Consider the following 25868-nt stretch of genomic DNA (forward strand, 5'->3'; position numbering starts at 1 on the left):
AGCGAACGCTTAGGCGGGGGTGGTCTGTTCCAGGCGGATCACCAGCGACTTGCTGGCGGGGGTGTTGCTGGTGTCGGCGGTGGCGTCCAAGGGGACCAGGACGTTGGTCTCCGGGTAGTAGGCGGCGGCGCAGCCGCGGGCGGTGGGGTAGTGGACCACCCGGAACCCGGGGGCGCGGCGCTCGATGCCGTCCGTCCACTCGCTGACCAGGTCGGCGTAGGCGCCGTCGGCCAGCCCCAGCTCACGCGCGTCCTCGGGGTGCACCAGGACCACCCGGCGGCCGCCCTTGATGCCCCGGTAGCGGTCGTCCAGGCCGTAGATCGTGGTGTTGTACTGGTCGTGGGAGCGCAGGGTCTGCAACAGCAGGCGCCCTTCGGGCAGCCCCGGGTACTCCACCTCGGCCGCCGTGAAATTGGCCTTGCCGGTAGTGGTGGGGAAGCGGCGGTCGTCGCGCGGCGCGTGCGGCAGGCGGAAGCCACCGGGGCGGGCGACCCGGGCGTTGAAGTCCTCGAAGCCCGGGATGACCCGGGCGATGCGGTCGCGCACCGCGCCGTAGTCCCGGCCGAACTCCTCCCAGGGGGTGCGGCTGTCCGGCCCCAGCACCCGGCGGGCCAGCCGGCAGACGATGTCCGGCTCGGACAGCAGCTGCGGACCGGCCGGCTCCAGACGTCCGCGCGAGGCGTGCACCATCCCCATGGAGTCCTCGACGGTGACGAACTGCGCGGCGCGCTTGCCGTCCCGGCCGACCCGGACGTCCCGCTCGGTGCGGCCCAGGGTGGGCAGGATCAGCGCCCGCGCCCCGGTGACCACATGGGAGCGATTGAGCTTGGTGGAGACATGGACGGTCAGCCGGGCCCTGCGCATCGCGGCCTCGGTGACCTCGGTGTCGGGGGAGGCGGCGACGAAGTTGCCGCCCATGGCGAAGAAGACCTTCGCCTGCCCGTCACGCAGCGCCCGGATGGCCCGCACCACGTCGAGCCCGTGCTCGCGCGGCGGGGCGAAGCCGAACTCCTTCTCCAAGGCGTCGAGGAACGCCGGGGCCGGGCGCTCGAAGATGCCCATGGTGCGGTCGCCCTGCACGTTGCTGTGACCGCGCACCGGGCAGACACCGGCACCCGGACGACCCACGTTGCCGCGCAGCAGGAGGAAGTTGACCACTTCCCGGATGGTGGGCACGGCGTGCTTGTGCTGGGTCAGGCCCATCGCCCAGCAGACGATGATGCGCCGGGACTGAAGGATCATGGCCAGCGCCCGCTCGATCTCGGCGCGGGTCAGCCCGGTGGCGGCGAGCGTCTCGTCCCAGTCGGCGGCCCGGGCCGCCGCGGCGAACTCCTCGAAGCCATGGGTGTGGTCCCGGATGAACTCCTCGTCCACCGCGTCCGGCCGCCCGCCCTCGGCGGCCTGGAGGATCAGCCCGTTCAGCGCGCGGAAGAGGGCCTGGTCGCCGCCGAGCCGGATCTGCAGGAAGAGGTCGGCGAGCGGCGTGCCGCCGCCCACCAGGCCGCGCGCGGTCTGCGGGTTCTTGAAGCGCTCCAGGCCCGCCTCGGGCAGCGGGTTGACGGTGATGATCCGGGCGCCGTTGCCCTTGGCCTTCTCCAGCGCGGTGAGCATGCGCGGATGGTTGGTGCCCGGATTCTGCCCGGCCACGATGATCAGATCGGCCTGGTGGAGATCCTCCAGCAGCACGCTGCCCTTGCCGACACCGAGCGTCTCGGTGAGCGCCGAGCCCGAGGACTCATGGCACATGTTGGAGCAGTCGGGGAGGTTGTTGGTGCCGAACTCGCGGGCGAAGAGCTGGTAGAGGAAGGCCGCCTCGTTGCTGGTGCGCCCGGAGGTGTAGAAGACGGCCTCGTCGGGGGAGTCCAGGTCGAGCAGCTCGTCGGCGATGATGTCGAAGGCCCGCTCCCAGGGCACCGGCTGGTAGGTGTCCGCGCCCTGTTCCAGATACATGGGCTGGGTGAGGCGGCCCTGCTGCCCGAGCCAGTAGCCGCTGCGGGTGGCCAGCTCGGAGACCGGGTGCGCGGCGAAGAACTCCGGGGTGACCCGGCGCAGGGTGGCCTCCTCGGCCACGGCTTTGGCGCCGTTCTCGCAGAACTCGGCGGTGTGCGGCTTGTCGGGCTCGGGCCAGGCGCAGCCGGGGCAGTCGAAGCCGTCGGGCTGGTTGACCTTGAGCAGGGTCAGGGTGGCGCGGCGCAGGCCCATCTGCTGCTGCGCGACGCGCACCGTGTGACCGAGCGCGGGCAGCCCGGCGGCGGCGTGCTGCGGGGCGGCCACCTCGGGTGCGTCCTGCACCGGATCCCCTGCGGGCGGCTTGGCTGCCATGGCGCTCTCCCTTGAGCGGTCGTCGGCCTCGGTGGTCCGTGTCAGGCGGACCGTCTTTCGATCCTTTCACGGACCACTGACATCCGCGCCGGTGGCATCGCTCGCGGGGCGGGTCGTCCCCGGAGCGTGGGCGGGATTGTCAGTGGTCCGTGGCAGGATCGGATCCGTGGCAGAGAAAGCATCGAAGCAGCAAGCTCAGGACGCATCGACCCCGCAGGCAGCCGGGCCCGGGGGCGGTACAGACCGCCCCCGCCTGATGCTGCTCGACGGGCATTCCCTGGCATACCGGGCATTCTTCGCCCTGCCCGCGGAGAACTTCAACACCTCCACCGGGCAGACGACCAACGCGATCTACGGCTTCGCCTCGATGCTGGCGAACACACTCCGTGACGAGCAGCCCACCCACCTCGCCGTCGCCTTCGACGTCTCCCGCAAGACCTGGCGCTCGGCGGAGTTCCCCGAGTACAAGGCGAACCGCTCCAAGTCGCCGGACGAGTTCAAGGGGCAGGTCGAGCTGATCGGCGAGCTGCTCGACACGATGAACGTCACCCGCTTCGCCGTGGACGGCTTCGAGGCGGACGACGTGATCGCCACCCTCGCCACCCAGGCCGAGGCCGAGGGCTTCGAGGTGCTGATCGTCACCGGCGACCGGGATTCGTTCCAGCTGGTCAGCGACCACGTCACGGTGCTCTACCCGACCAAGGGCGTCTCCGAGCTGACCCGCTTCACCCCGGCGAAGGTGCAGGAGAAGTACGGCCTCAGCCCGCGGCAGTACCCGGACTTCGCGGCGCTGCGCGGCGACCCGTCCGACAACCTCCCCGGCATCCCCGGCGTCGGCGAGAAGACCGCGACGAAGTGGATCACCCAGTTCGGTTCCTTCGCCGAGCTGGTGGAGCGGGTCGACGAGGTCAAGGGCAAGGTCGGCGAGAAGCTGCGCGAGCACCTGGAGTCGGTCAAGCTCAACCGGCAGCTCACCGAGCTGGTGCGGGACGTCGAGCTGCCGGTCGGCCCGTCCGGTCTGGCCCGCGCCCCGTACGACCGCCAGGCGCTCTCGGTGATCCTCGACGCCCTGGAGTTCCGCCACCAGAACTTCCGCGACCGTCTGATGGCAGCCGACCCGGGCGAGGTCCAGGAGGAGGCCCCGCCCGCCGCGGGCGTCGCGGTGGACGGCGTGGCGCTCGGCTCGGGCGAGCTGGCCCCCTGGCTGGCCGAGCACGGCGACGGGCCGCTGGGCCTGGCCACCGTGCACGCCTGGGCGCTGGGCAGCGGCAGCGTCAGCGAGATCGCCCTGGCGACCGCCGCCGGCCCGGCCGCCTGGATCGACCCGACGGCTCTCGACGAGGCCGACGAGCGGGCGTTCGCCGAGTGGATCGCCGATCCGGCCCGGCCCAAGGTGATGCACGACGCCAAGAGCGTGATGCGGGTCTTCGCCGAGCATGGCTGGTCGGTCGAGGGCGTGCGGATGGACACCGCGCTCGCCGCCTACCTGGTCAAGCCCGGCCGCCGCTCCTTCGCGCTGGACGCCCTCTCCGTCGAGTACCTGGGCCGTGAGCTGGCCCCGGCCGCCGCCGAGAGCGGCCAGCTGGCCTTCGGCGCCGACGACCAGGCCGAGCAGGACGCCCTGATGACCCAGGCGCGCGCCATCCTGGACCTCGGCGACGCCTTCGGCGACCGGCTGCGTGACGTGGGCGCCGCCGAGCTGCTGCGCGATGTGGAGCTGCCGACCTCCGCGCTGCTGGCCCGCATGGAGCGCGCCGGGATCGCGGCCGACCGGGCCTGGCTGGAGCGCATGGAGCAGCAGTTCGCGGGCGCGGTGCAGCAGGCGGTGAGCGAGGCGCACCAGGCGGTGGGCCATGAGTTCAACCTCGGCTCGCCCAAGCAGCTCCAGGAAGTGCTCTTCGGCGAGCTGGGCCTGCCCAAGACCAAGAAGACCAAGACCGGTTACACCACCGACGCCGACGCGCTGGCCTGGCTCGCCGGGCAGACCGACCACGAGCTGCCCGTGATCATGCTGCGGCACCGGGAGCAGGCCCGGCTGCGCTCCACCGTCGAGGGCCTGATCAAGACCATCGCCCCCGACGGCCGGATCCACACCACGTTCAACCAGACCGTCGCCGCCACCGGCCGGCTCTCCTCCACCGACCCCAACCTGCAGAACATCCCGGTCCGCACCGACGAAGGCCGCGCGATCCGGCGGGGCTTCGTGGTCGGCGAGGGCTTCGAGTCCCTGCTGACCGCGGACTACAGCCAGATCGAGCTGCGGGTCATGGCCCATCTGTCCGAGGACGAGGGCCTGATCGAGGCGTTCACCTCCGGCGAGGACCTGCACACCACGGTCGCCTCGCAGGTGTTCTCGGTCGCCAAGACCGACGTCGACCCGGAAATGCGCCGCAAAATCAAGGCGATGTCCTACGGCCTGGCGTACGGGCTCTCCGCCTTCGGCCTCTCCCAGCAGCTCAGCATCGCTCCGGACGAGGCCCGCAAGCTGATGGACACCTTCTTCGAGCGGTTCGGCGGCGTGCGCGACTACCTGCAGCGGGTCGTCGAGGAGGCGCGGGCCACCGGATACACCCAGACCATGCTGGGCCGCCGCCGCTACCTGCCCGACCTGAACAGCGACAACCGCCAGCGCCGCGAGATGGCCGAGCGGATGGCGCTCAACGCCCCGATCCAGGGCACCGCCGCCGATATCGTCAAGGTCGCGATGCTCAAGGTGGACCAGGCGCTGCGGGCCGAGCGGCTCGACTCCCGGATGCTGCTCCAGGTGCATGACGAGATCGTGTTGGAGATCGCCCCCGGTGAAAGGGAACGCGTCCAGCGTCTGGTGCGTCAGGAGATGACAGGAGCGGTCGCACTGCGCGCGCCGCTCGATGTGTCCATCGGTGACGGTTCGGATTGGGAATCCGCGGCGCACTGACGGGCAAGCGGGGCCGGGGCAGCGGAGCAGACGAGGCCATGGCTGGCCGCCGCTGGTTGTCGTAGTGTCACGAGGGTTGTCGCGCGGGGGAGCGCACGGCACCCGACGGGAGGGGATCGGAAGATGGCAGCGCACTACGGTCGGCGGCTCCGCAAGGGGGCGGCCACGACGGCGGTGGCGGCGGTCGCGATGGCCGCCCTCACCGCTTCACAGGCCCCGGGGTTCGCCGGTTCACACCAGCGCGAACGGGATGCCGCCAGTGATGCCAGGCCCACACCGCCGCCAGGCACACCCATCGACGGCGGCTCCTCGTACCACACCGATCTGCCGCCGCTGGTGAAGCCGGGCAAGCCGGAGGCCTCCGCCGACCTGCCCGGCAAGGACAAGGGCGGCAAGGGCGACGGCCCGCTGATCGGCACCGGCCCTGCCGAGCGAGGCATACCGGCCTCGGTCCTGGCCGCCTACAAGCGGGCGGAGGCGAAGCTCCGGGAGAGCAACCCCGGCTGCAACCTGCCCTGGGAACTCCTCGCCGCGATCGGCAAGGTCGAGTCCGGCCAGGCCAGGGGCGGCGCCGTCGACGCCGACGGCACCACCCGCGCCCCGATCCTGGGCCCCCAGCTCAACGGAGACGGCTTCGCCAGGATCACCGACACCGACGGCGGGGCGTACGACGGCGACACCACGCACGACCGCGCCGTCGGACCGATGCAGTTCATCCCGTCCACCTGGGCCACTTGGGGCCGGGACGGCAACGGCGACGGCGAGAAGAACCCCAACAACATCTACGACGCGGCGCTGGCCGCGGGCGGTTACCTCTGCGCGGGCGGCCGTGACCTGTCCGTCAAGGCCCATCTGGACCGCGCGATCCTCGGCTACAACCACTCGCAGGAGTACCTGCGGACGGTGCTCTCCTGGTTCGCGTTCTACCGGAACGGCACCCATGAGGTGCCCGATGGCAGTGGAGTGCTGCCCCGGCGTACCGGCCCCGGCGCCCCTTCGGGCAAGAACGAGGACAAGCACAAGGGCAAGCACCCCGACAAGAACAAGCGCGACAAGCCGGGCAAGGACGACGGCGGCAAGGGCCCGGGCCACCGCCCCAAGCCGGGCGGCGACGACAAGCCCAAGCCCCCCGGCGACGACGACAAGGACAAGCCGGGCCCCCACGTCCCGACCCCCGCTGACGCCGCCGACCTGGTGACCGTCGGCGAGAGCACCCTGACCGCCACCGTGGGCGGGCAGTTCGCCCGCTCGCCCCAGGTGCGCGCCGAGGACGCGGCGGGCAAACCGGTCATCGGCGTCCTCGTCCAGTACGAGATCCGCGGCGAGACCGACGCGCACTTCGCCGGCAAGGTGCGCCGGGTGCGGGTGCAGACCGGTCGGGACGGCATCGCCCTCGCGCCCAAGCTGTACGCGGGAGCCAAGGCCGGCGACTTCACGGTCCGGGCCACCGCGGTGGGCCGGCACATCGACACCGTCGACTTCGCCTCCACCGTCACGCCCCCGCCGGTGCCCCAGGCCGACGCGCTGGCCCGCACCGACACCAAGGTCCTCCAGACCACCGCGGGCAGCCCGTTCGCCGACCTCATCGGCGTCAAGGCAACCCACAAGGGCAAGGTGGCGGCCGGCGTTCCGGTGACCGCGACCATGATCACCTCGGATCAGGTCAACCCCGCGCAGAACGACCGCGGCCCGTTCTTCAAGGACGCCGCGGGTCGGCCGGTCCGTGTCCTGGAAGACCTGAAGACCGACGCCGAGGGCAAGCTGACCCTCCCGCAGGTCTTCGCCGACGACCAGACCGGAGACTTCCGCCTCCGCCTCACCACCGCCGACGGCACGGAGCTCGTCATCACGCTCTCGGTCACCCCCGCCGCCGGCTGACCTGCCCGGCCCGCACCCGGGCCCCGCGCGGCGACACCTGCCGGACCTCCCCCACGCCCACCGGGCGCGGGGGAGGTCCGGCATGTTCTCATCTGCGCTCCCCGTTGCTACGGTGCCCCAACTATCTGACGCGGCATCAGCCGGGGACGGAGGTGGGCATGCGCGCGATCCTCGCAGCGGCCATCGGACTCGCCGCCGCCCTCGCCCTCGTCCTCGCCGTGACGGCCATCGGACCGCCCAGCGGTGAGACCTCCCCCGAGCCGCTGCTCACCACCGTCCCCGAGCACCCCTAGCCGAAGGACCTGGCCATGCGGAGAAAAGCCAGCCTGGTGCTGCTCGCCTTCGCCGTCTTCTTCGCCGCCCTGGCGCCACTGATCCGCTGGTACGCCTTCCCCCGGCTCGCCAAGATCCCGCCCGAGGAGTACCAGACCTCCGTTCTGGAGGCGAAGCCCGCCACGCTTCTCGACTACAGCACCCTGCGCCCCCGGAAGGTCTCCAAGGTCACCATCGTCCAGACCCTCAAGGGCGACGTGGCCGCCTCGGAGAAGATCGAGAGGACCGTGGACCGCGATGTCGTCGTGTGGGACACGCTGTCCTACGTCGTCGGCCCCGACGGGAAGATGGTCTCGGAGATCCCCGAGCGCTACATCTTCGACGCCCACTCCCAGGCCCCGGTGCACGCACCCGGAGAGATGGTCGACGGCGACCCGGTCCGGCGGAAGGGCATCGAGTTCAAGTGGCCCTTCCTGACCGAGAAACGGGACTACCAGTACTTCGACGCCCAGGCCCGGATCTCGGCACCCATCCACTACCAGGGCACCCGCACCTTCCGGGGCCTGGAGGTCTACTACTTCGAGCAGACCATCCCCTGGACCAGGGTCCCGCTGCCCAAGAAGCTGCCCGTCGGCGGCGTCACACCCGAGTCGGTCGCCAAGGCGGGCACCACCCGCTGGTACACCACGAAGCGAATGTTCTGGGTGGAACCGGTCACCGGGGCACCGGTCAACGGCGAGGAGATCCACCGGGAGGAGCTGCGCGGCGGTGCGCTGCTCGGCGGCCGTGACAAGGTGACCGCCTTCGCCGGGCACGTGAAGATGCGCGAGGACTACATCGAGCACACCGTCGACCTGGTCACCTCCCAGCGGCGGCTGATCCTGCTGCTCACCCGCTATCTGCCCTGGGGGTCCGTCGTCCTCTCCACCCTGCTGCTGGCGCTGTCCCTGCTGCTGGAGGCCCGCGGCCGCGGGCCGGCCCCGCCGGGACGAAGCCCCCGACACCGCTCGACACCGCGGCCGACCAGGCCCTGGCGGGCCCTCGCCGGCCGGCACTCCGGCACGGTGCCGGCCCGAGGGAGCCCAGGGCCCGCCGCCCCTTCCTGACGCCCGGCCGCACCGCGGCGCTCACCGCCACCGCTGCGATCGGGCAGCGGGCCGGCCCCGACTACCGGCGTGCGTTGGTCCGCCGGGTGGCCTGCGCCGTCGAAGGGTCCTCCGGCCAGGGATGCTTGGGGTACCGGCCCCGCAACTCCGCCCGGACGGACCGGTAGCCGTCCTTCCAGAACGACGCCAGGTCGGCGGTGACCGCCGCCGGACGCCCGGCCGGCGACAGCAGATGGACCAGCACCGGGACGCCCGCCACCCGCGGCGTCTCGGCGAGCCCGAACATCTCCTGCAACTTCACCGCGAGCACCGGTTGATCCTCGCCGTAGTCCACCCGCACCCGCGAGCCGCTGGGCACCTCGATCCGCTCCGGCGCCAGCTCGTCCAGCCGCGCAGCCTCGCCCGTCGCCCACGGCAACAGCCGCCCCAGCGCCGCGCCCGCGTCGATCCGCGCCAGATCCGCCCGTCGCCGGGCAGCGGAGAGCTCGGGTTCAAGCCACTCGTCGGCACGTTCCAGCAGGGCCGCATCCGACACATCCGGCCATGGCTCGCCCACCGCCCGGCGCAGGAAGGCCAGCCGCTCGCGGAGCCGACCCGCCTCCGCGGTCCAGCGCAGCAGCCTCGGCCCCTCCCGTCGCAGGCCCGTCAGCACCGCCTCGCGGAGCAGTACGGGATCGGGCGAGGCCAGCGGCCGGGCGGTCAGCTCGACCGCCCCGAGCCGTTCCACCTCGCGGGCCACCACATCGCCGTCCGCCCAGCCCACCTCCGCACCGGAGTAGTGGAGCGCGGACGCCGCCCGGCGGGCAGTGCCCTCGTCGATCACGGCCGCGAGGCGGATCCGCGCGGACGCGGAGGTCACCGGCCGGTCCGCCACGGCCACCGCCAGCCACGGCGCACCCCGCAGCCCTGAACCCTCGGCCGTCTCCGCGCCCGTCCCGGCGGCCATGAGATACGCCCGTCCGCCACGCGCCCGAGCCACCCGCTCGGGGAAGGCCAGCGCGGCAATCAGCCCGGCCACCGCGTCCTCGCCACCCCCGGTACGCACCGAGGACGGCTCCGCGGGCCCATGCTCGGCCGCCGATGCCGATGCCGACGCCGAAGCCGGCGCCGATGCCGACGCCGCGCGTGCGGGCTTCCGGGCCGTGGTCGTCGCCACCGCGCGTTCCAGTCGGCGAGCCTCCTGCCGCCAGCGCGCGGCGTAGCCGTCGCCGCCGCGCCGGGCGGTGCGCCACGCGGCCGCCAGGTCGTCCCCGTAGTTACGTGGCGGCTCCTCGCTCAGCAGCGCCACGATCTCCGCCGCCCGCCGCGCGCCGACCTCCCGCGCGCCGTCCAGCAGCGCCCGGCCGAGCCTGGGGTGCAGACCCAACCGGGTCAGCCGGCTCCCTCGCTCGGTCGCCTTGCCCTGGGCGTCCACGGCGCCGATCGCCGCCAGCACCTCCCGCGCGGCGGCCATCGCTCCGCTCGGCGGCGGGTCGAGGAGCGCCAGCCCGGAGGCGTCCGGGTCTCCCCAGCACGCCGCTTGCAGCGCGAACGCGGTCAGATCCGCGACCGCGATCTCCGGCGAGGGCCAGCGCGGCAGCCGGGCGTCGTCGGCCTCGCTCCAGCAGCGGTAGACGACGCCCGGTGCCTCCCGCCCGGCCCGCCCGGCGCGCTGCCGCGCCGACGCCTGCGAGGCCCGTACGGTCGTCAGCGCGCTCAGCCCCCGCGCATGATCCACTCGCGGCTCGCGGGCCAGCCCGGAGTCGACCACGATCCGCACCCCGGGCACGGTCAGGCTCGACTCGGCGACCGAGGTCGCCAGCACCACCCGGCGCTCCGCCGCCCCTGCCACCGGCTGCCGACCGCTCCTGGTGCCACCGCCCGTACCGGCATCGGTGCCGGCGCCATCGGCGCCGCCCGCACCGGCCCGCGCCGCGTCCGGACCTTCCGAGGCCGCGTCCCGGCCGTTTCGCGGTGCCGGCCGGCCCGCGAGCACCGCGTCCTGCACGGCCGCCGGGGCGCGCCCGTGCACCTGGAACACCTCCGCGCCGCAGCCGTCCAGCAGCCCGGCCACCCGGGCGATCTCGCCCACGCCCGGCAGAAAACAGAGCACATCGCCGCTGTGTTCGGCCAGTGCCCGGCGCACTACCGACGCCACATGGGCGAGGAGCTCGGGGTCCACCCGCATGCCGTGCGGCGGTCGCACCGGCCGGGCAGGCGGCGCCCACACCACCGCCACCGGGTGCGAGGCGCCCTCGGCCTCGATCACCGGCGCCTCGCCGGACCCGCCCGCGGCCCCGAGGGCGTCGGCAGCGCCGGCCGAGTCACCGCCCAGCAACCGGGCCCAGCCCGCCGCGTCGGTGGTCGCCGAGGCCGCGATCAGCCGCAGATCCGGGCGGAGGGTGGCGCGTACGTCCAGCAGAAAGGCGGCCACGGTGTCCGCGTCCAGATGCCGTTCATGGCATTCGTCCAGGATGACCGTGTCGATCCCGCTCAGCTCCGGGTCGCGCTGGAGCCGCTGCAGCAGCACGCCGGTGGTCACCACTTCTACAACGGTGTCCGGCCCGGCGCGCCGCTCTCCTCGTACGGTGAAGCCGACTCGCCCGCTCCGCCTCTCGCCCGGTCCTTCGCCTGGTCCTTGTCCTTCGCCTGGTCCTTCGCCCGGAGCATCGCCCAGGGATTCGCCCAGCAGCCAGGCCATCCGCCGCGCGGCGGCCCGGGCCGCGATCCGCCGTGGCTCGGCGACGATCACCCGCCGCACCGGCCGGCCGTCGTCCAGCAGCCCGGCCACAGCCAGCGGCACCAGGGTCGTCTTCCCCGTCCCGGGCGGCGCACAGAGCACCGCGACACCGTGCTCGTCCAGCGCGCGCAGCAGCGCGGGAACGGCGCCGCGCACCGGAAGCCGGTCGAGCGCGCCAGTCCGTATCGTCATCCGGTCAGTTCCCCCCGCCGCCTCCGGCCGGGGGCACCCCCACCTCGCCGCGCTCGCACACGAAGATCGCCGTGCCGGGGATGAGGTGTCCGCGCAGCGGGGACCAGCCGCCCCACTCCTGGGTGTTCCAGGCCGGCCACTCCGGTTCGACCAGATCCACCAGCCGGAATCCCGCCGCGACCACGTCCCGCACCCGGTCACCCAGCGTCCGGTGGTGCTCCACGTAGACGGCCCGGCCGGAATCGTCCTGCTCCACATAGGGCGTGCGGTCGAAGTAGGAGGCGGCGACACTCAGCCCCTCCGGGCCCGGCTCGTCCGGGAACGCCCAGCGAATCGGGTGGGTCACCGAGAAGACCCACCGGCCGCCGGGCCGCAGCACCCGGTGCACCTCGCGCATCACCCGCACCGGATCGGCGACGAACGGAATGGCGCCGTACGCCGAGCAGGCCAGGTCGAAGGAGGCGTCCGCGAACGGCAGTGCCCCCGCGTCGGCCTCCACCAGCGGGAAGCCGGAGCCGATGCGCAGCGCGTGCTGCAACTGCCGGTGTGAGACGTCGAGCGCCACCGGCCGCGCGCCCTGGGCGGCCAGCCAGCGCGAGCACTGGGCGGCGCCCGCGCCGATCTCCAGGACGTCGCGCCCCTTCAGCGCGCTCGCCGGGCCGAGCAGCCCGGCCTCGGCCTCGTCCAGCCCCTCCGGGCCCCAGACGAAGCGGTCGTCGCCGAGGAAGCCGCCGTGCTCGCTCTGGTACTCGTCCGCGTTCCGGTCCCACCAGCCCCTGCTGGCCCGGCTGCTTTCCGTGTCACTCGCGGCACGCCGGGTCGCGGTCGGTTCCGCCGGTCCCTGGACCTCGTCATCTTGGATCATCGGGCGCGTCGTCGTACTCTCTGGTCGACATGTGGCTGCGGGGCGGTGTGAGCCGCGTCGCAGTCGGACAAGCAATGCCGGGTATGGGACAAAAGTCCCGGGGTCACCCTCTTCGTGCATTGACCCTGCCCGGCTGCCCCCGTATGCTACAAGTTGCGTTGCGAGCCTGCGCGCCTCAGACGGAGCAGGCCGCGCTCGCATCTGTTGTATGTCCCCTCGGTTGTCGAGGCGCTGTTCACTTCTCTCGGAAGAGATTCCGGGGAAGCGGAGAGACCGCCTCCAAGCTGTCCGGCTTCTGCAGTGCGATACGGGCTCACGGCGTAGCAGTACCTACGACTCAATGTCCGTACCGGAGCCCTTTCCCACATGACGAGCAGCACCGAGGCAACCCGCACCACCCCGCAGGTGGCGGTCAACGACATCGGTTCCGAGGAAGCCTTCCTCGCCGCGATCGACGAGACGATCAAGTACTTCAACGACGGCGACATCGTCGACGGCGTCATCGTGAAGGTCGACCGGGACGAGGTCCTGCTCGACATCGGTTACAAGACCGAAGGCGTCATTCCTTCCCGCGAGCTTTCGATCAAGCACGACGTCGACCCGAACGAGGTCGTGTCCGTCGGCGACGAGATCGAGGCCCTGGTTCTCCAGAAGGAGGACAAGGAAGGCCGCCTGATCCTCTCGAAGAAGCGCGCCCAGTACGAGCGTGCCTGGGGCACCATCGAGAAGATCAAGGACGAGGACGGCATCGTCACCGGTACCGTCATCGAGGTCGTCAAGGGTGGTCTCATCCTCGACATCGGCCTCCGTGGCTTCCTCCCGGCGTCCCTGGTCGAGATGCGTCGTGTCCGCGACCTCCAGCCCTACGTGGGCAAGGAGCTCGAGGCGAAGATCATCGAGCTCGACAAGAACCGCAACAACGTGGTCCTGTCCCGCCGCGCCTGGCTGGAGCAGACCCAGAGCGAGGTCCGCCAGACCTTCCTCACCACCCTCCAGAAGGGCCAGGTGCGCTCCGGCGTCGTCTCCTCCATCGTCAACTTCGGTGCCTTCGTGGACCTGGGTGGCGTCGACGGTCTGGTTCACGTCTCCGAGCTGTCCTGGAAGCACATCGACCACCCGTCCGAGGTCGTCGAGGTCGGCCAGGAGGTCACGGTCGAGGTCCTCGACGTCGACATGGACCGCGAGCGCGTCTCCCTGTCGCTCAAGGCGACCCAGGAAGACCCGTGGCAGCAGTTCGCCCGGACCCACCAGATCGGTCAGGTCGTCCCGGGTAAGGTCACCAAGCTCGTTCCGTTCGGTGCGTTCGTCCGCGTCGACGAGGGCATCGAGGGCCTGGTCCACATCTCCGAGCTGGCCGAGCGCCACGTGGAGATCCCGGAGCAGGTCGTCCAGGTCAACGACGAGATCTTCGTCAAGGTCATCGACATCGACCTGGAGCGCCGCCGCATCAGCCTCTCGCTGAAGCAGGCCAACGAGTCCTTCGGCGCCGACCCGGCCTCGGTCGAGTTCGACCCGACCCTCTACGGCATGGCCGCGTCCTACGACGACCAGGGCAACTACATCTACCCCGAGGGCTTCGACCCGGAGACCAACGACTGGCTGCCGGGCTACGAGGCCCAGCGCGAGGCGTGGGAGACCCAGTACGCCGAGGCGCAGCAGCGCTTCGAGCAGCACCAGGCTCAGGTCATCAAGTCCCGCGAGGCCGACGAGCAGGCCGCTGCCGAGGCCGGCAACGCCGCGCCGCAGGCCGGTGGCCAGGCTTCCGGTGGCTCGTACTCCTCGGAGTCGGCGGACAACTCCGGCGCCCTGGCGTCGGACGAGGCCCTGGCCGCGCTCCGCGAGAAGCTCGCCGGCGGCCAGAGCTGACGCTCTGACCTCGCTGGTCGCTAGCTGACAGCTGAGGCCCGCTCCCCACTCGGGGAGCGGGCCTCGGTGCGTTTCCGGGAGACCGTGCGTCAAATCCGCGCACCGCGACCTCACCCGTTGAACTGACCGGACCGGTCGTCAAGTTGACGGCCGCCGGAGTCAGCAGGGGGCTCTTCCCAGGCAATACGCAAAGGTCCGGGCGGGTTCCCCGCAAGGACCGGCAAAGAAAGCGCGGCCGACTCGCGGGACGGGAATGCCCGCGCCCCGCCCGGGCGTTCTTGATGTCGGAACACGAGGAGGAGCGTCAGGGTGTTGAATCCGCAGGAGTTGTACGCATGGGACCCGAGCGGGCTCGCGACGGTCGACGCCATAGCCTCTCGGGACTCGGCCGGGCTGGTGATGCTCTACCACTTCGACGGCTACATCGACGCGGGCGAGACGGGCGAGCAGATCGTCACCCGGCTGCTTGACGGACTGCCGCACCAGGTCGTCGCCCGCTTCGACCACGACCGGCTGGTGGACTACCGGGCCCGCCGTCCGCTGCTCACCTTCGAGCGGGACCGGTGGACCGAGTACGAGACCCCCGCCATCGAGCTTCACCTGGTGCGCGACGCGACCGGCTCTCCCTTCCTGCTGCTCGCCGGCCCCGAGCCCGACGTGGAGTGGGAGCGGTTCGCCGTGGCCGTGCGGCAGATCGTCGAGCGGCTCGGCGTCCGGCTCTCGGTGAACTTCCACGGCATCCCGATGGGCGTGCCGCACACCCGGCCGGTCGGCCTCACCCCGCACGGCAACCGCGTCGACCTCACCCCCGGCCACCGCGGTCTCTTCACCGAGGCGCAGGTGCCCGGCAGCGCCGAAGCCCTCACCGAATTCCGGCTCGCCGAAGCCGGCCACGATGTCCTCGGTGTCGCGGCCCACGTCCCGCACTACGTGGCCCGCTCGCCGTACCCGGACGCCGCGCTCACCGCCCTCGAAGCCGTCACCGCCGCCACCGGCCTGGTTCTGCCGGGTGTGGCCCACGCCCTGCGCACCGAGGCGCTCAAGACCCAGGAAGAGATCGAGCGCCAGATCTCCGAAGGGGACGAAGAGCTGGTCGCGCTGGTCCGGGGCCTTGAGCACCAGTACGACGCGGTCGCCGGGGCGGAGACGCGCGGCAGTCTGGTCGCCGAGCCGGTCGAGCTGCCCTCGGCCGATGAGCTGGGAGCGGAGTTCGAGCGCTTCCTCGCCGAGCGGGAAGGCGAGAGCGGCAGCTGAGCATCGCGCGCCCGGGCGCCCCGCCGGCTCCCGTCGCCGGGGTCCACCGGGCTGCCCGATCTGCCTACCCTCGGGTAGCGTGACGGCCGACCGGCGCCGCCGCGGCGCCCGGGCGGACATCCCCGCATCGGCGGGGGCGAGCGAGTGAGTGGAGGGGGCCGCCATGCTCTCGGTGGGCCTGACAGGCGGAATCGGCGCGGGCAAGAGCGAGGTGTCCCGGCTGCTCTCTTCCTACGGGGCGGTGCTGATCGACTCGGACCGGATCTCCCGTGAGGTGGTCGAGCCGGGCACGCCGGGGCTGGCGGCGGTGGTCGACGCGTTCGGTCCCGAGGTGCTCAACCCCGAAGGCGCCCTGGACCGCCCGAAGCTCGGCGCCATCGTCTTCGCAAGCCCCGAGCGTCTGCGCACCCTCAACGACATCATCCACCCGCTGGTGCGCGCACGGTCCGCCGAACTGGCCGCCGCGGCCGGCCCCGACGCGATCATCGTGAACGACGTCCCGCTGCTCACCGAGAACGCCCTCGCCCCGCTCTACGACCTGGTCATCGTGGTCGACGCCGCCCCGCAGACCCAGCTCGACCGGCTGGTCCGGCTGCGCGGCATGACCGAGGACGAGGCCCGGGCCCGGATGTCCGCCCAGGCCACCCGCGAGCAGCGGCTGGCCATCGCGGATGTCGTCATCGACAACGACGGCCCGCTCCAAGCCCTGGAACCGCAGGTCCGGAAGGTCTGGGCGGACCTGGTGGAGCGGGAGCGGCGGCAGCGCGGCTGACTCCGCTCGCACCCGCGGGGGCGGCCCGCGGCGCCTGGCGCGACCGTGCGGGAATGCCCTGGCCGGGTCGCTCGTTGTGCTGCTCGTAGCGAGCGCCGGCGGCGTCCCCCGCCGACGGCGACATGTCGACGGGAAGGAACTGGCTGTGCCCGCACCCACGCCCGAGACCCATGTGATCGACTACCGCGCCGCGGAGCAACTGCTCAACGCCCGGGACGCGCGTGGCGCCGTCAAGCTGCTCGACTCCGTCATCCGCGCTCACCCGGAGAACACAGCGGCCCGGCTGCTGCGGGCACGTGCCTTCTTCCTGGCCGCGCAACTGCGCGCCGCCGAGCTGGAGTTCCAGCTCGTACTGGAGCGTGAGCCGGACAACGCCTTCGCGTACTTCGCGCTGGGCCGCACGCTGGAGCGCGCCAACCGCCCGGACGAAGCCATCCGGCACTTCCGCCTCGCCGCCGCCCTCGACCCGCGCCCCGATTTCGTCGCGGCCGCGCGATTCGGCGAGACCCGCTGAGCTCCGGCCCCGACCAGATCAACCTGTGCGGCCCGGGTGAACCGGCCCGGGCCGGATCGCGGCACGCCCTCGGTCGGTACCCGGCGGCTACGGCCGGAAGTCCCACCGCTTCCGCTCGTCGTACCGCCGCCCCGGCTCGCGATCGCTGACCGGCGCGTACGGCGGGACATCCCGGCCCGGCTGATAGTGCGGCCCCTGCCGGATGTGCCGGATCACGATGATCAGGTCCACGAGGGCGATGACCGCCACCACGCCGCACGCGATCGCCCAGCCCGTCCGGCCCACGGCGCTGAACAGCACCACCCCGGCGACAGCCCACAGCAGCCCCCACACCGCCAGCCCGCAGCGCAGCCGCAGCGCGCTCCGCGCATGCACCGGCTCATCGCCGGTCCGCACCAACCGCCACATCGCGACGCATCTCCCCTGATCGGAGCCGCATCTCCCCGGCGTCGGAGCCCGCCGGGCCCACCCCCAAGCTACTCCGGCCGCATGCCCCCCGGAAACTCGTTCGAGAGACTCGGGCACCCTCTGTTAGCGTTCGACACGTGGCGAAACTGAACCAGATCATCGCGGTGGAAAAGGGCGTCAAGTCCAAGACGCAGCAGGACCTGACGGCAGCTCAGCACGGGCTCCAGAAGCCGGCCCTGCTGGCCGGGATATCCCGCACCTACCAGCCCAAGGACGAAGAGGGCGAGCAGCTTCCGCCGGAGTCCACCCGCGTCCAGGTCAAGGCCGAGGACGTCCTGCGGGACACCGCTGCCCTGCTGACCCGCCTCTTCGACGTCACCGCCACCAAGGACTGGGCCAACTGCACGGCTCGAGCCGACGTCACCGTCGAAGGCCGCACCCTGCTGCGTGACGTCCCGGTCTCCTACCTCCTCTTCCTGGAGAAGCAACTGGCCGACCTCGGCGCCTTCCTGCGCAGGCTCCCGGTCCTGGACGCCGCCGAGTCCTGGTCCCTGGACCCGTCCACGGACGCGTGGAAGACGGAGCCGGTCCGCACCGTCCGCACCAAGAAGGTGCCCCGCAACCACGTCAAGGCCGAGGCCACCGACAAGCACCCGGCCCAGGTCGAGGTCTACTACGAGGACATCCCGGTCGGCTACTGGACCACCGTGAAGTTCTCCGGCGCGCTCCCCGCCCGCCGGGTCAACGAGCTCCTGGACCGCGTCGAGAAGCTCCAGCAGGCCGTCAAGTTCGCCCGCGAGGAGGCGAACGCGGTCGAGGTCACCGACCAGCGCGTCGGTGACGCGGTTTTCGGCTACCTCTTCGGGTAGTCTCATCAACTCCCCGGCCGCCCGAGTGCGGTCGGGGTGCGCGAGGAGCGCAAGCTGAAGCTGAAGTTTGTCGTGACGGCACGGTCCGGCGCTACTGACGCCGGATCGTGATCAATCTCAGACTCTCGCTCCAGACTCAGCATTCGCCGCCGATCGCCGGACAGACCGGGCCCAGGCTTGGTCGTCGGATGCCGGTTCAAGTCCGGCCCGCGCAGCTCTTCTTCTCACCGATGCGCGGTAGTTCAAAGGCAGAACACGACGACATGATGACTGACCTGTGCCCGAAGTGACGCCGGCGTGCGATTCCGGCGGCATCCCGGGGCCCGGGGGCAGGCTACGCCCCCGGGCCCGCTCGCTCTCGCCCTCACGCCCCGTCGCCGCCGCGCACCAATTGGCGGAAGCGGTCGGCGAGCGGGAAGCGGCGGCGCTGCTCGCGGGCGCTGCGGTCGAGCTCCTCCATCAGACGGGTGGCGCGGTGCTCCATGTCCAGCTCGTCGATGATGCGGTCGACCTCGGCGAGGATGGCGCCGTGCAGCTGCCACTGGCGGGGGTGCTGCCGGACGCGATCGAGGAGCATGTCGGCGACGGTGTTGCGGCAGGCGATGGCGGCGTCCAGTTCGGTGGACAGGCGGGTCTCGGCTTCCTCGGCGTTGCTGGAGACCTGCGTGGTGACCAGGATCGCGAAGCTCTGCACGGCCGCGGCGATGTGGAAGAACAAATCTTCCAGGGCTGCGGCCACGTCGTCGGGGAAGAGCGGTTCGTCGGGACGGTGCTTGGCCAGGTCGGTGATGCTGCGGGCCAGGACGCGCAGCACCACGGCGCAGATCTCCAGAGTGTCCAGGCCGGTGCGGAGCACGATGCGGTGGAGAAGGCCCTCCTTGACCCGGGGGTTGAGGCGCAGGCTGTCCTCGGCCTGACGGAGGGCGGCGTCGACCAGGGCGACGTCGTTGTCCAGACGGCGGGCCTCGTGGAGGCGCGCGGCGGCTTCCTCGACGGGGATGTGGTCCGCCAGCTGGGCGCCGAGCCGGACCAGCAGGTCGCGCAGCCGGCGGGCGAGGTCCTCGATCGCCTCGCCGGCGCTCTGCACCCACACCGGCGGGGCGAAGAGGAAGTTGAACAGCAGCCCCACCAAGGCGCCGATCAGTGTCTCCAGCACCCGGGCCCAGGCCGTGTGCGCCACCTGGGTCACGCCCAGCACCAGCATCGCGCTGATCGCGACCTCGGGAACGAATTCGTCCACCCGCACCAGATGGCCGGCGGCCAGCGAGGCGAGGATGATCAGTCCCAGGCTCCACCAGGTCAGGCCGACCAGGGAGCTGAAGGCGCTGGCGATCAGCACTCCGGCCACCACCGAGTTCACCCTGCGGATACCGGTCGTCAGGGTGGAGTAAAGGGTGACCTGGACGACGAGCAGCGCGGTGAGCGGGGCGGTCAGCGGGGCCGGCTCGCTGCTCAGGTGGAGGGCGACGACATAGGAGATCGTGGCAGCCACCGTGGAGCGCAGGGCCTGCGCCACGACGGGGCTGCGGCCGTGCTTGACCAGTCTGGCCATGGGGTCGGTTGCATCACGCACCCCCTCCTCCTTCCCGCTGTCCGGTGTCCCCGACACCGTCAAGCACCGGCTGCCACCTGGCTGGACGCCCTCTCCCGCCCGGGCCGGGCCGAGGCCCGCCACGCCCGGTCAGACGGCGTCGGCCAGGGCCAGCAGCTTGGTGACGGTGTTCCAGTTGCGGGCGGTGACGGTGACGCCGAGCCTGATGCTGGTGATCTTCTCGGCGAGCTTCGACCGGCCGATGCCGTCCGGGCACCACAGATAGATCTCCCGACCGATCAGCCGGAACCGGTCAGGGCCGTACGCGGACGGGTCGAGGGCGTCCAGGCGGGCGGTGTCGGCCGGGACGTCGGACAGGAACACCACATGCAGCGTCTTGGGCTCGGCCGCGGCCTGGGGGTAGGGATTGGCGGCCACGGTGGCGGCCAGCTCGTCGCGGGTCCGCACCATCACCGGCACCGGGAAGCCGAGGTCGGTGGCGATCCGATCCTCGATCCGCCGGGCCGTCTCCTCGGGCGGCGTGCCGGGGTCGGCGAAGACGATGTTGCCGCTCTGCAGGTGCACGGTGACGTCCTCGTACCCCAGGGCGTGCATCAGCTCGCGCTGCCGGGCCATGGGGAATTTCTTGTGGCCGCCGACGTTGATGCCGCGGAGCAGGGCGATCTGGGCAGGCATGGCGGTCTCCTCAGGTGTGGTGCAGCGCGGTGCGGTGGGTGCGGTGCGTCGGACGCGGTACGCGGTGCGGACGCCGACGTCGCGTCGGTCGGGAGAGGGGATGATGGGGCCGTGCGGCTGGAAGCGATCACCTGGGAACGGCTGACCGAGGCCCTCGCCGGGCACATCACCGGGTCTGAGGCGGCCGACGGCGGACCGTGGCTGCGGGTGGCGGTCGACGGTGCTCCCGCGGCTCGCACCGGCGAGCTGGCGGACCGGCTCGCCGACGCGCTGCGCGCCCGGGGCCGCCCGGCCGTGGTGGTCGGCTCGCACGGCTTCCTCCGGTCTGCCTCGTTGCGCTACGAGCACGGGCGGGAGGACGTCGACGCCTATTACGGCGACTGGACCGACACCGGCGCGCTGTGGCGGGAGGTCTTCACCCCGCTGGAGCCCGGTGGCTCCGGCCGGGTGCTGCCGGATCTGTGGGATCCGGTGACCGACCGGGCCACGCGCAGCGGCTACACCGAAATCCCGCCCGGCGGGGTGCTGTTGCTGCACGGTCCGTTCCTGCTCGGCCATTGGTTCCCCTTTGATCTCGCCGTCCATCTGCGACTCTCGCCGGGCGCTCTCGCCCGGCGCACCGAAGAAGGCGAACGCTGGACGCTGCCCGCGTTCGCGCGCTACGAGGACGAGGTGCGGCCCGACGAGGCCGCTGACGTGGTGATACGCGCCGATGACCCCGGACATCCGGCGTGGAGCGGCATCGGGCGCTGAGGCCGCCCGGCGGGCCACCGGGCACTGGCCAAGCAGTGCCGGGCGGTGTCAGGCAGCGGTATCAGGAGGTGTCAGAAGAGCGGCTGCGGCAGGATGCCCTCCAGGGCCAGCAGGGTGCGCTTGGTCTCCAGGCCGCCGCCGAAGCCGCCTATCCCGCCGCCGCTCTCGACGACCCGGTGGCAGGGCACCACGACCGGCAGCGGATTGCTGCCCATGGCCATCCCGACCGCACGGGCCGCGCCCGGCTCATGGACCCGGTCGGCCAGGTCCTGGTAGCCGACCACCGTGCCGAACGGGACGTGCTCGAACAGCTCGCGCAGGACTCGCCGGTTGAAGCCGGTGGTCAGGGACCAGTCGAGGGGCAGGGTGAACACGCGCAGGGTGCCGGAGAAGTACGCCTCCAGCTGGGATATCGCCGCCTCCAGATGGCGGTGGCGGGCCGCGGCGGGAGCACGGCCCAGGCGGCGGGTGAGGCGCGCGACGGCCTGGGCCGCCGTGCTCTCGTCGGCGTGGAAGACCACCTGGGCCAGGCCCTGGTCGGTCGCCGCGAGCAGCAGTGGCCCGATGGGGGTGTCCAGCACCGCCCACGACCAGGGACGTGCGTCCGGCTGCGGCGCCGGTTCCGCCGGCTCCGTCGGCTCTGTGTTCGTCACGCCTGCAAGGGTAGGCGGGGGCACTGACAGTGCCCCCGCCTGAGTCACCCCGCGGGACTACGGCGCCACGCCGGCCGCGGCATTCTCCGCCACCGTCGCGGTCGGGTCGCCCGCCGCCGCGGCCTTCCTCTCCAACACGGTCGCGGCCCGGTAGCCCGGCGCGGCCGCGTCGGCCTCGTCCACGGCGTCCCGGATGACGTCGGGCTTGTTGGTGATGATCCCGGACACGCCCATCCTGGTCACCGCGACGGCGCTGGGGCCGTCGTTCACCGTCCAGGTGAAGACTTCCAGCGGCCGGCCGTGCGCGCCGTTGACCGCGCGCACCGCCGCGACGTACCCGGCGTCGATCGTCTTGTAGCTCGGGTTGATCTGGTCGCTGAACTCCGCGTACTTCGGCAGGTCGGCGATGGCCGGGGTGCCCAGGAAGCCCGTCTTGACGTCCGGCCGCAGCTCATGGACGGCCTTCAGCGAGGGGGCGCTGAAGCTCTGCACCACGAGCCGGTGCTTGACGTGGTGCCGGTTCAGCCAGCCCTCCGAGCGCAGTTCGGCGAGTGTCTGCCGTTCTATCCCGGGGTAGAGCTCGGGCGCCTTGAGCTCCATGAGCAGGTTCTGGTGATTGTCCGAGACCCGGTCCAGGTACTCCGACAGGGTGGGCACCTGCTCGCCTTCGAACTCGGGTCCGAACCAGCTGCCGGCGTCGAGCCGCTCGATCTCCTCGAGGGTGAAGTCGGAGATCTTCCAGGGGGCGCGGCCGGGGAAGACCTGTTCGACGTCGGTGGTCCGGCTCAGGGTGGTGTCGTGCATGATGATCAGCTCGCCGTCCTTGGTGCGCTGGACGTCGTTCTCCACCCAGCGGATGCCCAGGTCATCGGCCGCGTCGACGGCGGCGAGCGTGTTCTCGGGGGCATAGGCGGAGGCGCCGCGGTGCGCCACGGTGACCGGTCGGTGCGGATGGTCGGCGCCCTGGGCGGCCGCGGACGGGAGGAACAAGGCGGAGGCACCCAGAAGCGCACCGGTGACGGCGGCAAGAGGGCGAATATGCATTGGTTACTCCTCGCATCGTCTCTGTCACGGACGCGCGAAGCGTCCCAGCCATCATGGACCGGGGGATAGGGGCCGGATGGCCACAAAATGAACGCGGCGTTTCCCGGAGGTTCTGCTCGGGCCGCCGAGGCGCCCGCGCGGCGGGCTTCAGGGGCGAGGAATCGGGCCGTTGTCAGTGGCGGGTCGTACCGTGGTTCCATGCGGCCCGTATCGAAAATCGAACGCAAGGTGGCGCCTTTCGAGGTCGTCAGCCCCTATCAGCCCAATGGCGACCAGCCGGCGGCGATCGCCGACCTGGAGCGGCGCATCCGCGCCGGTGAGAAGGACGTCGTGCTGCTCGGGGCGACCGGCACGGGAAAGTCCGCGACCACCGCGTGGATGATCGAGAAGCTGCAGCGGCCGACGCTGGTCATGGCCCCCAACAAGACCCTCGCGGCCCAGCTCGCCAACGAGTTCCGAGAGCTCCTGCCGAACAACGCAGTCGAGTACTTCGTGTCGTACTACGACTACTACCAGCCCGAGGCGTACGTCCCGCAGTCGGACACCTACATCGAGAAGGACTCCTCGATCAACGAGGAGGTCGAGCGGCTCCGGCACTCCGCGACCAACTCCCTGCTCACCCGGCGCGACGTGATCGTGGTGGCCTCGGTCTCCTGCATCTACGGCCTGGGCACCCCCCAGGAGTACGTCGACCGGATGGTGCCGCTCAAGGTCGGCGACGAGATCGACCGCGACCAGCTGCTGCGCAGGTTCGTCGACATCCAGTACACGCGCAACGACCTGGCGTTCACCCGTGGCACCTTCCGGGTCCGGGGCGACACCATCGAGATCTTCCCGGTCTACGAAGAGCTCGCGGTCCGCATCGAGATGTTCGGCGACGAGATCGAGGCGCTGTCCACGCTCCACCCGCTGACCGGCGAGGTCATCTCCGACGACCAGGAGCTGTACGTCTTCCCGGCCAGCCACTACGTCGCCGGACCCGAGCGGATGGAGAAGGCCATCGCCGGGATCGAGAGCGAGCTGGCCGAGACGCTCGCCCGGATGGAGAAGCAGGGCAAGCTGCTGGAGGCGCAGCGGCTGCGGATGCGCACGACCTACGACATCGAGATGATGCGGCAGATCGGCTCCTGCTCCGGCATCGAGAACTACTCGCTGCACATCGACGGCCGCGAGTCCGGCACCCCGCCGCACACCCTCCTGGACTACTTCCCCGAGGACTTCCTGCTCGTCATCGACGAGTCGCACGTCACCGTGCCGCAGATCGGCGCGATGTACGAGGGCGACGCCTCCCGCAAGCGGACCCTGATCGAGCACGGCTTCCGGCTGCCCTCCGCGCTGGACAACCGCCCGCTGAAATGGGAGGAGTTCCTGGAGCGCGTCGACCAGACGGTGTATCTGTCCGCCACCCCGGGGCCGTACGAACTCTCCCGTTCGGACGGCTTCGTGGAGCAGATCATCCGGCCGACCGGTCTCGTCGACCCCGAGGTCGTGGTCAAGTCCACCGAGGGCCAGATCGACGACCTCATCCACGAGATCCGTACCCGCACGGAGAAGGACGAGCGGGTCCTGGTCACCACCCTCACCAAGAAGATGGCCGAGGACCTCACCGACTACATGCTGGAGCTGGGCATCCAGGTCCGCTATCTGCACAGCGACGTGGACACCCTGCGCCGGGTGGAGCTGCTGCGCGAGCTGCGGGCCGGGGAGTTCGACGTGCTGGTCGGCATCAACCTGCTCCGTGAGGGCCTGGACCTCCCCGAAGTCTCGCTGGTCGCCATCCTGGACGCCGACAAGGAAGGCTTCCTGCGCTCCGGGACGTCGCTGATCCAGACCATCGGGCGTGCCGCCCGCAACGTCTCCGGCCAGGTCCATATGTACGCCGACAAGATCACCCCGGCGATGGAGAAGGCCATCGACGAGACCAACCGCCGCCGGGAGAAGCAGATCGCCTACAACACGGCGAACGGCATCGACCCGCAGCCGCTGCGCAAGAAGATCGGCGACATCGTCGCGACCATCGCGCGCGAGGAGATCGACACCAAGGAGCTGCTGGGCAGCGGCTATCGGCAGGCGGCTCAGCCGGCCGCCAAGGGCAAGGGCCAGACCAAGGCACCGGCGAAGGGGCAGGCGAAGGCCCCGGTGCCGGCGCTCGCCTCGCACAAGACGACCGGTGGCAAGGGTGCCGGGCTCACCGACCGTCCCGCCGCCGAACTCGCCGAGCTGATCGAGGAGATGACCGACCGGATGCGGGCCGCCGCGGCGGAGCTGCAGTTCGAGGTGGCCGCCCGACTGCGCGACGAGGTGGGGGAGTTGAAGAAGGAGCTGCGTCAGATGCGCGAGGCCGGGATCGCCTGACCGGGCCTGATCCGGGCCGGGCCCGGCGAGCGGCAGCCTGCCGGCGGGTGCGCGCGGCGGCGCCTGCCCGCCGGCCCGGTATGCCTCCTGGTGTGTTGCAAGAGCGACACAAAAGCCGACACCGGTGGTGGGACGGCTCGCGGCAGTGCATAGGGTTCTGACGGGCCGTACCGACGGACGGCCACGCGGAAAACGAGAGACGAGAGTAGGGACAGCGCGTGACGGTCAACATGTCCAAGGGCCAGGCCATCAGCCTGCAGAAGGCCGACGGGGGCACCCTGACCGCGGTGCGAATGGGACTGGGATGGCAGGCAGCCGCCCGCCGCGGGCTGTTCGGCTCCCGTACACGGGAGATCGACCTCGACGCCTCGGCCGTGCTCTTCGCCGACAAGCAGCCGACTGACGTGGTCTTCTTCCGCCACCTCACCAGCGACGACGGCTCGGTCCGGCACACCGGTGACAACCTGGTCGGCGGCGTGGGCCAGGGCGGCGACGACGAGGCGATCCTCGTCGACCTGCAGCGGGTGCCGGTGCACATCGACCAGATCATCTTCACCGTCAACTCCTTCACCGGTCAGACCTTCGCCGAGGTGCAGAACGCCTTCTGCCGCCTGGTGGACGAGACCAACGGGCAGGAGCTGGCGCGCTACACCCTCACCGGCGGCGGCCAGTACACCGCCCAGATCATGGCGAAGGTGCAGCGGGTCGGGGACGGCTGGCAGATGAAGGCGGTCGGCGAGCCCGCCAACGGCCGCACCTTCCAGGACCTGATGCCGCACATCGTGCCGCACCTGTAGGCCACGGCCGCGCCCGCGCGACGTGACGCCAGACGCGGCCCGGTGGCGCTCCGCCGCCGGGCCGCCCGCACGTCCGGGCATCGC

20 protein-coding genes are annotated in these 25868 nt (G+C 71.6%); 12 read left to right on the forward strand and 8 right to left on the reverse strand.

From position 1 onward, the window contains the following. Positions 1 to 9: 9 nt before the first annotated feature. Positions 10 to 2322, reverse strand: a complete 2313-nt coding sequence (locus tag AC4BDD_RS23145) for an FdhF/YdeP family oxidoreductase (protein WP_490687378.1) — start codon at positions 2320 to 2322, stop codon at positions 10 to 12. Between the two features lie 166 nt (positions 2323 to 2488). Between AC4BDD_RS23145 and polA the strand changes: the two genes are divergently transcribed. The 4 genes from polA to pgfA all read left to right on the forward strand — a co-directional run bounded on the left by polA (position 2489) and on the right by pgfA (position 8496). After that, a complete protein-coding gene (gene polA, locus AC4BDD_RS23150) occupies positions 2489 to 5239 on the forward strand; it encodes a DNA polymerase I (protein WP_490687379.1) in 2751 nt (916 codons plus the stop codon). Between the two features lie 123 nt (positions 5240 to 5362). Continuing rightward, on the forward strand, positions 5363 to 7117 hold the full coding sequence (locus AC4BDD_RS23155; protein ID WP_490687380.1) for a lytic transglycosylase domain-containing protein: 1755 nt from the start codon (positions 5363 to 5365) through the stop codon (positions 7115 to 7117). 158 nt (positions 7118 to 7275) lie between these two features. Next, entirely contained in the window at positions 7276 to 7410 is a 135-nt protein-coding gene (locus tag AC4BDD_RS23160; protein ID WP_490687381.1) for an SPW_0924 family protein, read from the forward strand. Between the two features lie 15 nt (positions 7411 to 7425). Beyond that, a complete protein-coding gene (gene pgfA, locus AC4BDD_RS23165; protein ID WP_490687382.1) occupies positions 7426 to 8496 on the forward strand; it encodes a cell envelope lipid trafficking protein PgfA in 1071 nt (356 codons plus the stop codon). Positions 8497 to 8557: 61 nt separating this feature from the next. Here pgfA and AC4BDD_RS23170 read toward each other — a convergent pair whose 3' ends face one another. Both AC4BDD_RS23170 and AC4BDD_RS23175 read right to left on the reverse strand, forming a co-directional pair. Next, entirely contained in the window at positions 8558 to 11407 is a 2850-nt protein-coding gene (locus AC4BDD_RS23170) for an ATP-dependent RNA helicase (protein ID WP_490687383.1), read from the reverse strand. A gap of 4 nt (positions 11408 to 11411) precedes the next feature. Next, a complete protein-coding gene (locus tag AC4BDD_RS23175; RefSeq protein WP_490687384.1) occupies positions 11412 to 12272 on the reverse strand; it encodes a class I SAM-dependent methyltransferase in 861 nt (286 codons plus the stop codon). Positions 12273 to 12638: 366 nt separating this feature from the next. Here AC4BDD_RS23175 and rpsA point away from each other — a divergent pair, with 366 nt between their 5' ends. The 4 genes from rpsA (at position 12639) to AC4BDD_RS23195 (ending at position 16678) form a co-directional block, all read left to right on the forward strand. Continuing rightward, positions 12639 to 14138: a 30S ribosomal protein S1 gene (rpsA, locus tag AC4BDD_RS23180; RefSeq protein ID WP_490687385.1), complete on the forward strand. Its 1500-nt coding sequence runs from the start codon at positions 12639 to 12641 to the stop codon at positions 14136 to 14138. Positions 14139 to 14447: 309 nt separating this feature from the next. Then, complete coding sequence (locus AC4BDD_RS23185; protein WP_490687386.1) at positions 14448 to 15392, forward strand: PAC2 family protein; 945 nt, start codon at positions 14448 to 14450, stop codon at positions 15390 to 15392. A 163-nt stretch (positions 15393 to 15555) separates the two neighbouring features. Continuing rightward, entirely contained in the window at positions 15556 to 16164 is a 609-nt protein-coding gene (gene coaE, locus AC4BDD_RS23190; protein WP_490687387.1) for a dephospho-CoA kinase, read from the forward strand. Between the two features lie 145 nt (positions 16165 to 16309). Continuing rightward, the gene (locus AC4BDD_RS23195; RefSeq protein ID WP_490687388.1) at positions 16310 to 16678 is read left to right on the forward strand and encodes a tetratricopeptide repeat protein; all 369 of its coding nucleotides are present in this window, start codon (positions 16310 to 16312) and stop codon (positions 16676 to 16678) included. An 87-nt stretch (positions 16679 to 16765) separates the two neighbouring features. Here AC4BDD_RS23195 and AC4BDD_RS23200 read toward each other — a convergent pair whose 3' ends face one another. Then, a complete protein-coding gene (locus AC4BDD_RS23200) occupies positions 16766 to 17086 on the reverse strand; it encodes a DUF6343 family protein (protein WP_490687389.1) in 321 nt (106 codons plus the stop codon). Positions 17087 to 17223: 137 nt separating this feature from the next. Between AC4BDD_RS23200 and AC4BDD_RS23205 the strand changes: the two genes are divergently transcribed. After that, complete coding sequence (locus AC4BDD_RS23205) at positions 17224 to 17955, forward strand: DUF7873 family protein (RefSeq protein WP_490687390.1); 732 nt, start codon at positions 17224 to 17226, stop codon at positions 17953 to 17955. 364 nt (positions 17956 to 18319) lie between these two features. On the opposite strand, the gene AC4BDD_RS23210 is transcribed toward AC4BDD_RS23205, so the two are convergent. Further along, positions 18320 to 19507, reverse strand: coding sequence for an FUSC family protein (locus AC4BDD_RS23210; protein WP_490691907.1), 1188 nt, complete (start codon positions 19505 to 19507; stop codon positions 18320 to 18322). A 129-nt stretch (positions 19508 to 19636) separates the two neighbouring features. After that, positions 19637 to 20182 (reverse strand): DUF1697 domain-containing protein, encoded by a 546-nt coding sequence (locus AC4BDD_RS23215; protein WP_490687391.1) that lies wholly within the window; start codon positions 20180 to 20182, stop codon positions 19637 to 19639. A 111-nt stretch (positions 20183 to 20293) separates the two neighbouring features. On the opposite strand from AC4BDD_RS23215, the gene AC4BDD_RS23220 reads away from it, so the two are divergent. Beyond that, positions 20294 to 20935: a nucleoside/nucleotide kinase family protein gene (locus AC4BDD_RS23220; RefSeq protein WP_490687392.1), complete on the forward strand. Its 642-nt coding sequence runs from the start codon at positions 20294 to 20296 to the stop codon at positions 20933 to 20935. A gap of 71 nt (positions 20936 to 21006) precedes the next feature. On the opposite strand, the gene AC4BDD_RS23225 is transcribed toward AC4BDD_RS23220, so the two are convergent. Then, a complete protein-coding gene (locus AC4BDD_RS23225; protein ID WP_490687393.1) occupies positions 21007 to 21588 on the reverse strand; it encodes a methylated-DNA--[protein]-cysteine S-methyltransferase in 582 nt (193 codons plus the stop codon). A gap of 57 nt (positions 21589 to 21645) precedes the next feature. Beyond that, positions 21646 to 22632 carry a glycerophosphodiester phosphodiesterase gene (locus tag AC4BDD_RS23230; RefSeq protein WP_490687394.1) on the reverse strand — a complete coding sequence of 329 codons (987 nt, stop codon included), beginning with the start codon at positions 22630 to 22632 and terminating at the stop codon, positions 21646 to 21648. 198 nt (positions 22633 to 22830) lie between these two features. Here AC4BDD_RS23230 and uvrB point away from each other — a divergent pair, with 198 nt between their 5' ends. Together uvrB and AC4BDD_RS23240 are read left to right on the forward strand one after the other, a co-directional pair. After that, complete coding sequence (gene uvrB / locus AC4BDD_RS23235) at positions 22831 to 24987, forward strand: excinuclease ABC subunit UvrB (protein ID WP_490687395.1); 2157 nt, start codon at positions 22831 to 22833, stop codon at positions 24985 to 24987. Between the two features lie 218 nt (positions 24988 to 25205). Next, complete coding sequence (locus AC4BDD_RS23240) at positions 25206 to 25784, forward strand: TerD family protein (protein ID WP_490687396.1); 579 nt, start codon at positions 25206 to 25208, stop codon at positions 25782 to 25784. Positions 25785 to 25868 lie beyond the last annotated feature (84 nt).

Source organism: Streptomyces sp. JLBT605 (assembly GCF_058215555.1).